The sequence below is a fragment of the Achromobacter spanius genome, from assembly GCF_002812705.1.
GTDB lineage: Bacteria > Pseudomonadota > Gammaproteobacteria > Burkholderiales > Burkholderiaceae_B > Achromobacter > Achromobacter spanius.
This window is the reverse complement of the sequence record NZ_CP025030.1, coordinates 5,401,200-5,415,743: the sequence shown is the minus strand read 5'-3', so window position 1 is coordinate 5,415,743 and position 14,544 is coordinate 5,401,200. Positions and strand designations below refer to the sequence as shown.

General features: G+C 57.0%; 12 protein-coding genes. 11 read left to right on the top strand and 1 reads right to left on the bottom strand.

Annotated features, from left to right (window positions below):
- Nucleotides 1–268: 268 nt before the first annotated feature.
- The 8 genes from CVS48_RS29290 (at nt 269) to CVS48_RS24440 (ending at nt 8,391) form a co-directional block, all read left to right on the top strand.
- Nucleotides 269–526 carry a hypothetical protein gene (locus CVS48_RS29290; RefSeq protein WP_111886298.1) on the top strand — a complete coding sequence of 86 codons (258 nt, stop codon included), beginning with the start codon at nt 269–271 and terminating at the stop codon, nt 524–526.
- Nucleotides 519–731 (top strand): hypothetical protein, encoded by a 213-nt coding sequence (locus CVS48_RS24475; RefSeq protein ID WP_100856710.1) that lies wholly within the window; start codon nt 519–521, stop codon nt 729–731. The genes CVS48_RS29290 and CVS48_RS24475 overlap by 8 nt, the downstream gene beginning before the upstream one ends.
- Nucleotides 728–973, top strand: a complete 246-nt coding sequence (locus CVS48_RS24470; RefSeq protein ID WP_100856709.1) for a hypothetical protein — start codon at nt 728–730, stop codon at nt 971–973. The genes CVS48_RS24475 and CVS48_RS24470 overlap by 4 nt, the downstream gene beginning before the upstream one ends.
- Nucleotides 970–1,293, top strand: coding sequence for a hypothetical protein (locus CVS48_RS24465; RefSeq protein WP_100856708.1), 324 nt, complete (start codon nt 970–972; stop codon nt 1,291–1,293). Before CVS48_RS24470 ends, CVS48_RS24465 begins: the two co-directional genes overlap by 4 nt.
- Complete coding sequence (locus CVS48_RS29425; protein WP_111886302.1) at nt 1,290–3,395, top strand: AAA family ATPase; 2,106 nt, start codon at nt 1,290–1,292, stop codon at nt 3,393–3,395. Before CVS48_RS24465 ends, CVS48_RS29425 begins: the two co-directional genes overlap by 4 nt.
- A gap of 484 nt (nt 3,396–3,879) precedes the next feature.
- A complete protein-coding gene (locus CVS48_RS24450) occupies nt 3,880–4,308 on the top strand; it encodes a hypothetical protein (protein WP_100856706.1) in 429 nt (142 codons plus the stop codon).
- Between the two features lie 6 nt (nt 4,309–4,314).
- A complete protein-coding gene (locus CVS48_RS24445) occupies nt 4,315–4,809 on the top strand; it encodes a hypothetical protein (RefSeq protein WP_100856705.1) in 495 nt (164 codons plus the stop codon).
- A gap of 297 nt (nt 4,810–5,106) precedes the next feature.
- A complete protein-coding gene (locus CVS48_RS24440) occupies nt 5,107–8,391 on the top strand; it encodes a hypothetical protein (protein ID WP_100856704.1) in 3,285 nt (1,094 codons plus the stop codon).
- A gap of 79 nt (nt 8,392–8,470) precedes the next feature.
- Here the strand turns inward: CVS48_RS24440 and CVS48_RS24435 are convergent, their stop codons facing one another.
- Nucleotides 8,471–9,913, bottom strand: coding sequence for a serine/threonine protein kinase (locus CVS48_RS24435; RefSeq protein ID WP_100856703.1), 1,443 nt, complete (start codon nt 9,911–9,913; stop codon nt 8,471–8,473).
- A gap of 870 nt (nt 9,914–10,783) precedes the next feature.
- Between CVS48_RS24435 and CVS48_RS24430 the strand changes: the two genes are divergently transcribed.
- The 3 genes from CVS48_RS24430 to CVS48_RS24420 are packed head-to-tail and all read left to right on the top strand — an operon-like array spanning nt 10,784 to nt 14,544.
- On the top strand, nt 10,784–12,772 hold the full coding sequence (locus tag CVS48_RS24430; protein WP_100856702.1) for a phage terminase large subunit family protein: 1,989 nt from the start codon (nt 10,784–10,786) through the stop codon (nt 12,770–12,772).
- Nucleotides 12,773–12,820: 48 nt separating this feature from the next.
- Nucleotides 12,821–13,027: a phage head-tail joining protein gene (locus tag CVS48_RS24425; RefSeq protein ID WP_100856701.1), complete on the top strand. Its 207-nt coding sequence runs from the start codon at nt 12,821–12,823 to the stop codon at nt 13,025–13,027.
- Complete coding sequence (locus CVS48_RS24420) at nt 13,024–14,544, top strand: phage portal protein (protein ID WP_100856700.1); 1,521 nt, start codon at nt 13,024–13,026, stop codon at nt 14,542–14,544. The genes CVS48_RS24425 and CVS48_RS24420 overlap by 4 nt, the downstream gene beginning before the upstream one ends.

The following is a 14,544-nucleotide window of genomic DNA, read 5'->3' as shown; positions in this document are numbered from 1 at the left end:
CGCTTCCCATCCCTCGGGCATACTGAAACTGTTGCGGAAACAAACGCGACCTGGTTTGGCGACCAGACTATCGATAGGCGGACGCACCGCCCCTTGGCGGTATTTTTACGTCTGTACGCTCTTGCGCGCCTTCTTTGGGCGGGCGATTGTGGGGAGGGCTTACGCCCTGCCGGTGTCCTATCGAGCCGGTTCGCCAACCCTGCTTTCTGCCCGCCCACCTCATTTGGCGATGAGACGCGGGCTTCTACCAATTCGATAGGAGCTATCCGTGGCTAACGCATCCGCTCGTCCTGAGCAAACCTTTTCCCCTGCTTTCCATCAATCTGCCCTTAGTGCAGGCCGTGCCGGCGTAGCCGCTTGGCTGGCCCAGCACGAGCTTTCGCTGGCCCAGTTCCGCGACCAGCACCGTGCTGTCTTCGTCGCTTCGCTTGAATGGTCAACAGCAATCCCTGAAATCAAGTTTGCGTTTGACCAAGGCTTTGCCGAAGGGATCGCGCAATTGTTCGCGGGGGCGCGTCATGACTAAGCCCCGTTTGCTGGCTCCTGTCCGCATCAATCCCGTCGACCTTGAAGGGCGCTGCGCCCAACTGGCAAGCCTGACAGTGCTTTTGTACGGACGGGGGCGCGAATCGTTCAATGATCTGTTCGAGTACGACCGCGACAACATCCTTTGGCTCGTAAGTGACCTGGCCGCCGAGATTCGCGACATGGTGAAAGGAGGTCAGGTATGAAGGCCGCTTCTGTTACCGCGATGCCGTCGATCGACATGATGGTGTTCACCAATCGCGCATTCGATATTGCTTGCACGCTCGACGTCTTGAGCGCGGCACTGCCTGACGACAAAGCGGATGATCCTATCCCGACTGCCTACATTGTCCGAATGCTGGCGGGGCAAGCCCGCACGCTGGCTGATCAGTTATTCGAGCTGCCTTTTGTCCTCCTAGTCCCCGCGCAGGGAGGAGAAAAGCAATGATTTCGTCGAATCACATTGAAACTCGTCATTCGCGTTTCGCTGACTCGGTCACTGAACACGCACGTCGAACCGGAGCTATGCCTTTCATCGCGTACGCGGATAAATGTGCGGCGGCAATGGCCGGAATTGAAAGCCTGGTCGGCTTGTTGCGATGGAACCAGGTCAACAATGATTTGGATGACGGGCCCGAAGTGCTTTCTGGGTATGACACTGACAATCTCTTAGGACTTATCCAGGTTGCAGCACACGCTCTGCTTGATGACGCTGGGCACTTGAGCATGTGGGCACAAAAGCACTATGTGCCGGAGGCCGAGCGATGACCGTGTCTCAACTCATCGAGGACCAATTCGCGGGGGCGCTGAAGGCCGCTGGCCTCGCGCCCAAGGAAATCCTGGCCGACGGTAAGCTGCATCGCTTTGACACCGCCAAACCGGGAAAGAAGAGCGGCTGGTATGTGCTGCATGGCGATGGCCTTGCGGCTGGGGCGTTTGGCGACTGGGCGACCGACCTACAAGAGACGTGGTGCGCCAAGGCAGAGCGCCAGTTTTCCGAAGACGAACGGCGTGCTCATCAAGAGCGAGTGAAAGCCGCTCGCCTTGCCGCAGCGGCCGAACTCGCCAGCGAGCATCAAGCCGCGGCAGATGCTTGCGCCACCATATGGGAGAAGGCTCGGGATGCGTTGGCAGACAATCCCTATTGCGTCTCGAAGGGCGTAAAACCTCTGGGGCTCCGTGAATTCCATGACAAGCGAACCCTGCTGATTCCGCTGCGAGACTCGGCGGGCAAGCTTTGGAGTTTGCAATTCGTCGATGCTCAGGGCCGCAAGCGGTTCAAGACGCACGGCAAGATGCGCGGTTGCTATTACGCCTTCGGTGGACGCCCCAAAGATTTATTGCTAGTTGTCGAGGGATACGCGACGGGGGCGAGTTTGCATGACGCCACGGGCTACCCCGTGGCCGTGGCGTTTAACGCTGGAAATTTGGGCATCGTGGCTACAGCCTTACGGGCCAAGATGCCGAGCGTTCGCATAGTGATTTGCGGCGATTTGGACGAATCGGAGACGGGGCAACGAGCAGCGAAAGCCGCTGCCAGTGCGGTTGGCGGAGTGGCTGTTTTGCCTTCATTCAATGAAGGGGCGCTGATCGACGGCAAGGCACCTTCCGACTTCAACGACATGGCCCGCTTGGTTGGACGCGATTCCGTAACGGCGCATGTTCATCACGCTATTCAGGCAACTGGAGCGGAGGAGCGAACCAGCACGAGTGTGGCGGGCGGCGTCTCGCTCGTACGGGCCGTCGATATCGAGGAACGGCCGATTCATTGGCTGTGGCCTGGCTGGCTGGCAAAGGGCAAGCTCATTATTCTGGCGGGAGCTGCCGGCACGGGAAAGACGACCTTAGCCCTGGGCCTAGCTGCGACGGTTACGACCGGGGGGCGCTGGCCTGATGGTCTGTTGTGCGCTGGGTCCGGCAACGTGCTGGTTTGGTCCAGTGAGGATGATCCCGCCGACACGCTTAAGCCGCGCTTGATGGCCTGCGGAGCCGATGTGCGTAATGTGTACTTCGTCCAAGGTGTGACCGATTCCATTACGGGTGAACTGCTGCCGTTTGATCCGGCCCGGGACATCCCGACGCTGACCGCTGCTGTCTCTGCCATCGGAGGAGCTTCGCTGCTATTGATTGACCCTATCGTCAGCGCCGTGGCGGGAGACATGCATAGGGCTAACGACGTGCGACGAGGCCTGCAAGCCGTCGTAGATTTCGCGGTGGGGCAGGACTGCGCGGTCGTAGGGATTACCCACTTCTCCAAAGGCTCGGCAGGATCTTCACCGCAGGAGCGCGTGATTGGATCGCAAGCTTTCGGTGCTCTGGCGCGTACTGTGATCGTTGCGGCTAAGGAAGAGGATAGCGAAGCTCGGGTGCTGGCCAGGGCGAAAAGCAATATTTCCGTGGACGACGGGGGCGTGCTGTATCACATCGAGCCTTGCACGCTCGAAAGTGGAATAGAAACAACGCGCGTTGTGTGGGGAGATCGAATAGAAGGAACGGCCAGGGACATTCTCGGGGCAATCGAAGCCCCGCAGACAGAAGAAAGCAGTGAGCAAGACGACGCTGCCGAGTTCCTGCGAGGGTTGCTGGCGGACGGTCCAGTGCCTTCCAAACAGGTAAAGGCCGATGCGGATGGAGCAGGCTTTGCTTGGGCAACGATTCGTCGCGCGCAAAAGTCCATCGGCGCCGAGGCGTATCGAGCCGGTGACGGGATCGGGGCTAAAGGGGCCTGGTTCTGGCGCCTGGGTCGGCAGGGCCAAGACGCTAAGGTGCTCACCGATTCCCCTAAGGTGCTCATAGAAAACAGTGAGCATCTTAGGGAAACCTTGAGCACCTTAGGCAAACCGGCCGGTGCAGGCGAGGAGGCATTTTGATGACCTCCGATGTTCTTGTGCCGCTGTTCAAGGCCGGTGTCCATGTGGAAATTCGGTGGCCGGATAGGGTGGTGGTGTCGCCTTCGGAGCGCTTGACCGACGAGCTGCGCCATTACATCCGCAGCAACAAGCAGGAAATCATGCTGGCCCTTGAGGGCAGCAACTGCCAGCGCTGCATCCATCTACGGCGACCGGGGGCGGCGAGAGGCTATTGCTCCGTGCGTGACGACTTGCCGCCCGCATACGGGAGTACCCACCCCTTACGCATATGCCCTGCCGATGGGGGCGCTATGTGCCCTCAAGCGGAATTCTGCTTGCCGCATTAATCGACTGGCCCTCAAAGGAAACCACTTTCCGTGCGAGACGCCGAGTCCGATTCATTGCAACCGAGCAGGCGTGGCGCACGCAATCGACGCCGCCAGCGGTGCAAAGTCACTTTTCAGGCGGCGATATGCCCTCTTGGGCAAATTTAAGGAGTAAGGCAATGGAAACGGTGAACACACCGGAGAAGACGAGGTTGGATTATCACGCCGACTTCATGCAGAAGCTGACCCCGGAACTGATCAACAAGGTTAGCCGGATTGTTAGTCAACGTCGGGCGATGCATTTGGCCATGCAAGCCGCGTCCGAGCAGTTCCTTGGCGCACACAATGAGATCAAGCGCCTTGAGGGCGAAAAGGCTTATATCGTCGCATCTGGTGCCAAAGGCGGACGTGACGAAGTCACCATTCTGGATAGACGCATAGGCGCTGCCAAATTATTGCTGGAGCAGTTGAACGTCGAAAAGGAGCGGTTGACGGAGCCCTATCGAGTGGCCACCACTATTGGCGAAGGAGTCTTGAAAGCCCTGGCGGACGAACTGGGCGGCGGGAATAATCAAGCTGAACTTTTTGAAACCATGGGTTGGAGGTAAGCGGTCATGTCGCAAAAGCTGAACAAGATTCGCGCGGAGATTTACGCTCTTCAAACCGAGATTGGAGAGGTAAAGCGTGCCGCGCTGGACGACGTGGGTATCGGTGCCAAGGTGGACAGCTGGTTAGATGGGATGGAGCAACGGTCCAGCCGCAATTTCACCGATATCGCCCATGAACTGGCCTATGAGAGCAAGAACCCTGGGGGCGGGATATGGAGGGGGTTGGATGAGCGCATTGGACTCGTCCCTGATCTGGCCTTATCGCTGCTTGTGGCTACGCACCGGCAAGAATTCCGCGCAATGCTTATCAAGGCGGCAAAGGGTAGCGTAGAGGGCCGCCAGGTAGCCGACAAGGGGGCGGATTTGACCAGACTTGCCGCGCAGCTCTTTACGCTGGAATTGGCCGAGGAGGCGGAGTTCGAGCGACTGGAGGCACTTGGCGATGCGGTTATGCGTCGAGCGGACGCCAATCCCAGAGCGATTCTGGGGCTCAACGCCTAGCCAAGCAAATAGAGAATCCCGCTGGCGACTCCGGCGGGAGTCTGGGCTTAGAACTGTGCGCCTATAGGAAGAGGACACTCAATGCGCGGTGTCTCGCGGTTGTCCTTGATCTATAGGCGTACTCTGTTACTCACTCATTGCTGGCAAGGACTGTCAATTTTTCGGCCGTCATACCGACAAAACGGCGCCGTATTCAAAATACGCCGCCGAAGTCCATTCCTTGATCTCGCTTAGAATTTAACCAACAATTCCGAGCCACGGGGCGATGCGCACTGTCAACTTTGCGAGGAGAGCACTTTGAAGGGCAAAATCTATCCGCGATCGTATCGCGATTTCATGCGTGCGCGCAGACCTGAGCTCTACTCCGATACTGTGCAAGTCGAGGTCAGCGAGATGGACCGACGGCAGTTCGAATTCCATCTGGCTTCTCTAACGAGTCGCAAAGAAGAAACGCCCTTCGAAAATTTCGCTCGTGTGCTCGCGGAGCGCGAACTATGCCCTAATCTCTTGCCCCAAACGGGGCCTACAGGAGGAGGCGATAGCAAGGTGGACACGGAGACGTACCCCGTAGCACGAGCAATTGCCAATCTCTGGTACGAGGGGCTCCCCGAAGCGACAGGATTAGAACGGTGGGCGTTCGCAGTTAGCGCTAAGGCCAAGTGGAAACCCAAGTTGGATTCCGACGTCGCTAAGATCGTCGCGACAGCCCGTCCATACTCTCTAGTTTACTTCATCACCAATCAAGCGGTTCGCGACAAAGATCGCGCTGAGACGCAAGAAGCGCTCAAGGATAAGTACGGTATAGAGGTGCGTATCATGGATCGTACTTGGATTGTGGACAGGGTTGTGACGCATAAACGATGGGACATCGTATCTGAAACGTTGCAGTTCGAGCTGTCCACTAGGCTTGCCGTCAAACATGGGCCACTGGACGTTGCCAGAATGCGGGAGTTGGACGAGCTGGATATCCGCATTGAAGCCGCCGCCCAGACAGGTGCAACACTTGAGGTAGTAGAAGAGGCTTTACAGGCGGCGCTTCTTTCGCGGGGGTTAGAAAGATCTCGCGTTGAAGTTGACGGACGATTCCTGCGGGCAGAGCGTCTTGCGCGGGAGGCCGGCAGTTTGCGCCAGGTCAATCGCATTTGGTACCAGCAAGCCTGGACGGCTATTTGGTGGTACGACGATGCGACATACGCTACACGGATATACGAAAACCTCGCGGCCCAAGTTCTGCCATCGGACTGGGTCTGGGATATTGAGCCGCTGGTGAATCTATGGCTGGCGCTTCAAAGTTCTCCTCTGTTTGATCAGAGCGGAACCTTAGCATTACGTCAAGCTCTCGACCGACACGCCTCGGATCGATCACGAGCAACTAGCTCCTTGTGGGCTCGCACGTTGCTGCTATTTATGGAGTTTGTTGCAGTAGGGCAATCTGGTGCGGACCCTAGCTCCACCCTACGGGGCATGCGGCAGAATCTGTCAGAGGTACGTCGACTCCTCGAATTCCCCGTCGACACTTTGGTTCGCTTCGCTCGGAATATTTCCGAAGTTATTGCCGACTCTCCTTCGCTAGATGAGTTGATGGAAGCAATTATCGAATTGGAACAGGCTAGGAACGGGGCAAGATCGGCGGGCGAGCTGCATTTGCAACGGGGGATGAGGAAACTGGATTTACAGAAGCCCTATGACGCAATTAATAACTTGGCGAAGGCCCAGTTCTTGTTAGCCCAAGAAGAAACGAGGGATGAGTTCATTGCCGCGACGGTCGGAACTGGCCTCGCGTTTGAGTCGGCTGGTCTTCTATACGCGGCTCGCGGCACACTAGTTGGCGCTCTTGATCGCTGTCTATACACTCACTTCAAACTAGGAGCTGCAGACAAACGGGCACTGCCTATAGTCAAAAAACTTATATGGGTGGAAATGCAATTAGGCCGCGTCCCTTATGTGCTTGCCTGGCTGAGTTTGATTCCCGCTATCCATGCGGCACTGAGTATCAAAGAAGAAAAAAGACAAGAGTTTGAGAGCGAGCTCCAGGCGATCGATACCGTACTTGGGATAATCTTATTACGTACTTCGAAGGCGGATTGGCACCATCTAGTCAGACTGCCTGATGTTCTTTCACATCACGGGTTGGAACTTTCTCGCAGTGCGGCACTATTCATGCTAGGTCAAGAGGAACTCGTTAAACGTGAATATCAAACGGCTGACGCCGACTTGCAGGAGTTCTACAGCAGTTGGGTACATACGTCGGCCGCTGAAGATCTACCGCTCGAGCCCATTTGGCACATCGGAACCGCCATCTACAAAACTGTGTTACTTGGCTGTCATTTAAGCATTTCAGTACGAGGGCCAGCATTATCAGCGATGCTCGCTGAGAGCTTTCTCGGCTTCTTCGAGTCGTTCTACTCCACTGCAATTCAGAGTCCAGGCTTGGTGTCGCCTCGATCGGAGTTGCACATCGAAGTGATGCAGGCAGAAGTAGCTAAACCTCCTTTCCAAATCGAGATTTCCGAAGACGATTGTGGTGAGACTCGTCTAATCGTGAAACATCCGGTTCTGGCGCCGGCTCAGTTGTTGGACAACGGCTTCTCTGAAGCCATGATGCTCCTTTTTGCGCATCTCACCTATGAAATGCAACTGGAGAGACAGAAAGATGCGCTCGAAGAAATGTTCTCGAAGCATCGGGCGCAGGACCGCGCCTATCAAGTCGCTACATCTATTATTCCGCTGACCAATCTTTTTGGAGATTCTCCTAAGTATCGCGCTGAGGACTGGGTTGGGGACCCGATGCTAGTTGAGTATGAAATGATCCGAGAATCGACGTGGAGCCCGGCAGTGGGGTCACCTCATCCCACGTTTTCTCCAACGGATGAAAAGCTAAATATGGAATTGGGCGAGCCGCCGAAGGAATTGTTTGGAGCGGACGCGATCAAGCACAAAGAACTTCAAGTGATGTCCCCCATCAACATGCCTCTTTGGGATAAGGCCCGATGGCGCGGCGTCGGTTCGGGGACGCTCGGAATTCTCGGCGCCCCTCCGTTGTTAATGCTTGCATTCACGAATATCGACGCTGGTCGAAAGATCTTTCGCGGGTGGAGAAAAAGGGTCGGCGGAAGGGACAAAGAAGGGTGGATCGGTCTGACAATTATTCGGGGCATAAATCGAGATAGCCCGCTCGACTATCGTATTGCCATCGGTATAGGTGAGCGTTATGTGGGGAGGCAGACGCGGCCGGCACAGCGGTTCTTGATGGTGCATAGGATGCATGACATGCATCCTGACACGTCGAAGAACTTGGATCTGATTCTTGAGGGATACGCTCGGACGACTGCCGTTCTCATAGTGCCATGCGAATTCCAGGCGTCCCGTCCGGGAGTGTCGATCACGAGGGAGGATCTACAACATGCCATCGAGTTGAGAAATCTTGATGTAGTCGATGCTTGGGATGTCGGTGTCCATTCTCACATACTTGCCGCTATGCAAGGCATATCGGACCCGTTAGTCCCCCCCGATGTGCGAGATCCCCCATATTTTGCCGCTCTGGAACGGATGCGTGAACTCAAGGCGAGTCGGAATGGTTGACACGAGTACATGTTCGTGGCAGTCGTCATCGCATTACGTCGGCTCCATATATCGAGAACGGACGGACTGCGGATGCTGCCTACGGACTCTCTTTATCCACTAGTTCGGCCTGTCTATGAATATAGGCTCGAAATTCGTCTGTGTTGAAGCGGTTGTGTCTTGCGTCGTAAGTGCGCGGGTCTCGGTTATAAGGCGACGTGGTACTAAATAAAACTATGCTGCCCCCAGAATACCTGTCGACCCGACGCGCAGTATCAGGAAGTGTGCAGCCATTGTGCTCGTTTTCGAACCAGCTATTTATAGAAACATAGCGTCCAGGTTCAATTTCTGTAAGCTCTTCGCTCGTATTCTCAAATGAATTATTGGGGGCTGAAATGGAAGAAACTGTCTTAAGCTCAAGTCTAAAGTAGCTCCACTCTGGCTTATCCGGGTACGGTTCAAAAACCAACCGTAGGGGTGCGCAGAGGTTGAACATGTTTTCGCCGATGCGAAGTTGGATCATTCCGTGCTCTGGGGCAATGTCAGCGTCTAACAGTGTCATGCCCCCCCCGGTTGGATAGAACATATGATTCAGGGCCCGTGCCTTAGACGCAAGCTTTAAAACTGTGCAAATGTGAGCCCTGTCCGCCCACTCGGCCCTAGAAGGTTGACCTAAAGGAAAGAGTCTTTCGGCGACCTCACTCCACTGAAGGCTATTTTTATTATCAAAACTCGCATTGATCCGAGTCCATTCGGCCAGTCGATACGAGAACTCGTCAGCAGACGGCCTTTTCGCCGGATCGTGGTCGGTTGCTGCTTCTAGAAGATCTTCGAGCGGCGTAAGGTACAGATCGGTTCGTATGTAGTTGGAGAGGCCCACCGTAGTTGAGTTACGGTCGTATTGGCCCTCAAAACCGAGAGCCTGCCGAGTGAGGACTATCCATAACGACTTTGCTAGAGAGTAGATGTCTGCTGGAGCAGCATCTGCCTCGGATGCAGTTCTTCTCATTTCCGGCGCGATGGTAAATTTTGCTCCGACGTCTCTGCGTTTTGGAGTAAGGCCCTCAGCCTCGAGAAGTTTGACTAATCCGAAATCCGAAAGACATACCGTATCTTCTAGAATCAAGAAATTGGCGGGTTTAATGTCGCGATGATATATGCCAAGCTTATGCAAGCGAGCAAGCGTTGATGCCAAGAACTGGAAGTCCACAGTAATTTGAGCCATCGACCTGTCAATTACTGCCTCTTCATATTGCTTGGCAAGAGGCATCACATACCACGGTCGGCACTTCTTAGGATCTTCGGGAATAAGACTATCCAGTAGCGGCACGATCCCGCTGAAGTCCTCAAGTCTCTTCAAAGTTTCTATTTCGCGGCAGAATCGCTGGTACGGTTCATCGATGCCGCCGCGCGATAGTAACTTCAGCGCAAAATACTCTAGGCCGTTTTCAGTGACGGTCCAAACTTCACCATTTCCACCTTCACCAATTTTTTCTATCAATTTCCAACGGCCAAAAATTGTTCCTGTTTTGTCTTTACCCATTTATTGGACACCTTTCCTGTTTGATTAGGATTTATTGGTTATGAATTAAGCAGATGTTTGATACGCATATCGTCAGTAGAGTCCATGCAGACGACTGCACACGCCACGAGCTGAGGATCGTAGCGTAAGCACATATGCACGAATTTTGCCACTGCTGACGGGGATTCGAATGTCGCCCCGTCGCTTACGGTCAAGCGTGATGGACGACACGGGCGGACGTACCAGGGCTTGCCTGGTGTGCGGCGGTGGTGAAACGGTGTAGGTGGAAGGTAAGCGGTGAAGCCGCTCGTGAAGCAGCGGGGGGCCCCTTCTAATATCGGGCCGATAAGGGTAATTCGAACCCCAGACGCTCGCTAGTCAGGAGAATTTCTAAGGGGGGGTAATAATATTTACCCGCTATCCCGTTGATTTATATGGGATTGTGTTCCGTTGTCGACAATTCTAGGCGGGAGGGGGTTATATTTTCAGCCCGCGAGAATGGGGCTCAGCTTCCCGGAGAGCCTTTGTTTATGCGGCTCTAGGGATTTTTTCCTTGTGCTCCGACCCATCGAACTCGAGGGCAGGGGGTTATATCTTCGATTACGTCGTCGCGAGTTCGCAACGGCGCTCCGCGCCGGTGTTGGCCATGAAGGTGCGGCGCAGCTGCATCTGCCATCTCCATTTTCTCCACAGGTTCCTGAGAGCCTAAAAACTCATGTCGCACAGCAGAACAGGTTAGGGGGTACCGAAGGGGGTATCGCTGCACTCTGCTCGTGCCACGCCCAATAGGGGCGGACTCGTTAGGCCGGACTTGCAATCGTAGAAGACAATCGCGCGGCGGTCGCTCGCGCGCTTCGACGCGGGCTTGCCTCCTTTGGCGCGCCGGAGCCGATGACGCTGCGGGAATGGGCAGAGCGCCACTTTTATCTGTCGGCGGAATCGTCGTATGTCGAGCAGCGGTGGGAGGCTTGGCCTTTCCAACGCGCGATCCTGGCCTGCATTGGAAGCGATGATGTGCACGAAGTAGACGTCATCAAGTCGGCTCGCGTCGGATACACAAAAATCGTTTTGGCGGCGCTCGGATACTTCGCCGAACACCGTCGCCGCAACCAAGCGCTATGGCAGCCCACTGACAGCGCCCGGGACGAGTTCGTCAAAACGGAATTGGAACCGATGCTGCGGGACGTGACCGCCATGCATCCGATTTTTCCGGCCCGGCTGGCGCGCCACAAAGACAACACGCTGCTGGTGAAGAAGTTTCGCGGTAGCGTCCTGCACCTGCGCGGGGGGCGGTCCGGCGACAACTATCGGCGCCTGTCAATCAGCGTTGCTGTGCTGGACGAGTTCAGCTCGTTTGATTCGAACATCGATGGTGAAGGCGACCCCGGCCAACTGGCGAGCAAGCGCCTTGAAGGGGCCACCTTTCCCAAGCTGGTAATCGGGTCCACGCCGAAGCTCAAAGAGACCTGCCTGATGGACAAGCGTGCGGCCGGCGCGGATGCGCGCTATGACTATCACATAGCCTGCCCCCACTGCGGAGAACATCACGCATTGACATGGGGCGGGAAGGACGAACCCCACGGATTCAAATGGTTGAACGGCGACCCTGAGACGGTCCGGCACTTGTGCCCGCATTGCGGGGTGTTGACGACTCAGGGTGAGTACTTGGCCGCGTCGGAGGATGGACTCTGGTTCGGCACGGACGGAACGACGATTGATCGTGATGGAGTTTTCCGCAATGCGGCCGGCGAGATCGTCCCGGCCCACAAGCGGATCGCCTTTCAAGTCTGGACCGCGTACAGCCCGATGGTGAGTTGGTCCAAGCTGGTCCGCGAGTTTCAGGATGCCTATGCCAAGGCACAGCAGGGCGACGACGAGCCGCTAAAGACGTTCTGGAACACGACGCTTGGGCAGGCTTGGGAAGGCGAAATCGAGAAAATCGAGGCCGACGAACTCAAGCGGCGCGCGGAGATCGAAGCTTATCGGCTCCCTGGGCTGGGCGACAACATGGTACCGATGGGCTGCACGCTCTTACTGGCTGGCTGCGACACACAGGGCAATCGGGTCGAGGTGGGCGTCTGGGGGTTTGGGCGCGGCCAAGAAATGTGGACGATTGATCATCAGATTTTTCACGGCAATCCAGCCGAGGATGAAGTCTGGGCCAGCGTGGCGGAATACCTGTTCGAGCGCCGTTTCCAGCATGAGGGCGGCCAGCAGATGAGCATTTATGCATCCGCCATCGACTCCGGCGGCCACCACTCGAATGCCGTTTATGACTTCGCGCGACGCAACAAGGCGCGCCGGGTATTCGCAGTACGTGGGCGGCCTTTCGGTGAGAAGGCGATCAAGGATGGCGCCGGCCAGGTCGATATCGACTGGCGTGGCAAGCGTTTGAAGAAGGGCGTCATCCTCTGGCACGTTGGCACCAACTTGGCCAAAGACCTGCTGCATAGTCGCTTGGCTATCGAGTCGCCGGGGGCGGGCTATGTCCACCTGTCGGCGGATCTGTCAGAAGAGTGGTTTAGACAGTTCTCGGGCGAGGTGCGGGTAGCGCGAAAGACTGCCACCGGTGTTCGCACGCTCTGGACGGCGATTCGAAAGCGCGTGGAAACGTGGGACTGCGCCGTTTATGCCCTCTGGGTTGCCGAGCACCTGGGTCTTTCTCGCAAGACCGTCGCCTGGTGGGACGCGATGGCGGCCAAGCTGGATGCGCTGCCGCCGGCCGCCGAGCATGACGACGAAGCGACGCAATCAACCGAACCGCAGCCGGCTAAGTCAGCGCGGGCGGCCCTAGCGTCGCCCGCAGCGGCCCCCAGGGCGCCAGCGCGCCCAGCCCGCCGCCGTGCTGCACCCTCAAGCTATTTGAAAGGGCGGAGGTAAGGGGCGGGGCGATCACCAGCAATCAAATCAAAGAAATAGGACAGGTCCATGGCATACACCCAGGCCGATCTTGAGAAGTTGGACCGCGCTATTGCCGGCAGCCAGTTGGAAGTCCAGTACGACGGCAAGCGTGTTCGCTTCCGCAGCATGGACGAACTCATGCAGGCGCGTGTGCATGTGTCCCGCGAACTCAACAAGGGCAAGCGGCAATCGCGGCAGTTTCGCGTGCGTAGTGCGGGGAAGGGGTTGCGATGAAATACACCAGAAATCGGCGCTCTGGCCTGTTGCTGCCGCAGCGCTTGAGTGCGCAGATGAGTTCCAGCTACGAAAGCGGTAGCGCCACTGGAAGCCGGGCGCGCAACTGGAATCCTTCCAGTGCCGGCCCAAATGCAGCCGTAACCCATGGCCTCGGTTTGCAGCGTCGTCGCGCACGGGATGCCGTGCGAAACGATCCTTGGGCTTCCACTGCCGTGACACGTTGGACGAGCAACGTTATCGGTACGGGAATTCAGCCATACCCCCAGCACCCGGATAAGGAGGTTCGGCGGCTGCTTAAGGAGTTGTGGGCGGACTGGTGCCCTGAGGCTGATGCCGACGGCCGGCTCGACTTTTACGGTATGCAAGCGCTGGCGGTCCGCTCAATCTTCACTGACGGCGAGTCATTGTGTCGCTTTCGGCCCCGCCGACCGCAGGATGGCCTCACGGTGCCTCTACAGCTTCAACTACTGGAGGGCGATCAGCTACCGGTCGAGCGCACCTATTCGCTTCCAAACGGGGGCGAGGTCGTAAATGGTGTCGAGTTCGATGCGATTGGTCGGCGAGTGGCATATCACCTGTGGCGGCGCCACCCGGGAGAGTTCGGCCGCCCGGCAACCGGTCAAGATCTTGTGCCTGTACCGGCAGACCAGGTTGTGCATGCGTTCCCAGTCCTTCGCCCTGGACAGGTTCGGGGTGTGACGTCATTGGCCTCGGTCTTGCTGCGGCTGAAGTCCATCGACAGCTTGGACGACGCTGTGATGTACAGACAGGAAGTGTCTAACCTGTTTGCCGGATTCATCACCCGGCCAGATCCTGATGAGGACCAGAACAATCCCCTGACCAATCGGCCGGAGGACTATGTAGAGGATGACGACGGCACCCCGCTTGTTTCGATGGAACCGGGCACCATGCAAACACTTGCTCCAGGGGAGGAAGTGACGTTTTCGGCCCCCCCGGATGCAGGAAGCAACTACGAAGGATTCATGCGGCATCAGTTGATGGCGGCATTCGCGTCTGTCGGCATTCCCTACGAGATTGCGACGGGTGACCTTCGGGGGATCAGCGACCGCGCATTGCGGGTAGTCGTCAACGAATTTCACCGCCTTGTCGAGCAACATCAGTGGCACTGCGTCATCCATCAGTTTTGCCGCCCCGTTTGGGCCGCGTGGATTGACGCTCTGGCGTTGTCGGGCACGATCCCGATGCCGGACTACCACCGCCGCCGCAGAGATTGGCTGCGCGTCCTCTGGGTGCCTCAGGGCTGGCCGTATTTCAACCCAGTGCAAGACATTCAGGCCAAGAAGGATCAGGTCCGGGCGGGCTTTGCCAGCAGAGCGTCGGTCATCTTGGGGCAGGGCGATGACCCTGACCAGGTCAATGCCGAGATTCAGGCGGACAACGCTACCGCGGACGCGGCCGGCATGGTCTTCGATAGTGACCCGCGCCATACGACCGCCGCCGGCAGGGCGGCAGGGCTTGATGGGGGCGGCAGTCCCGATCCCCTCAATCAATGA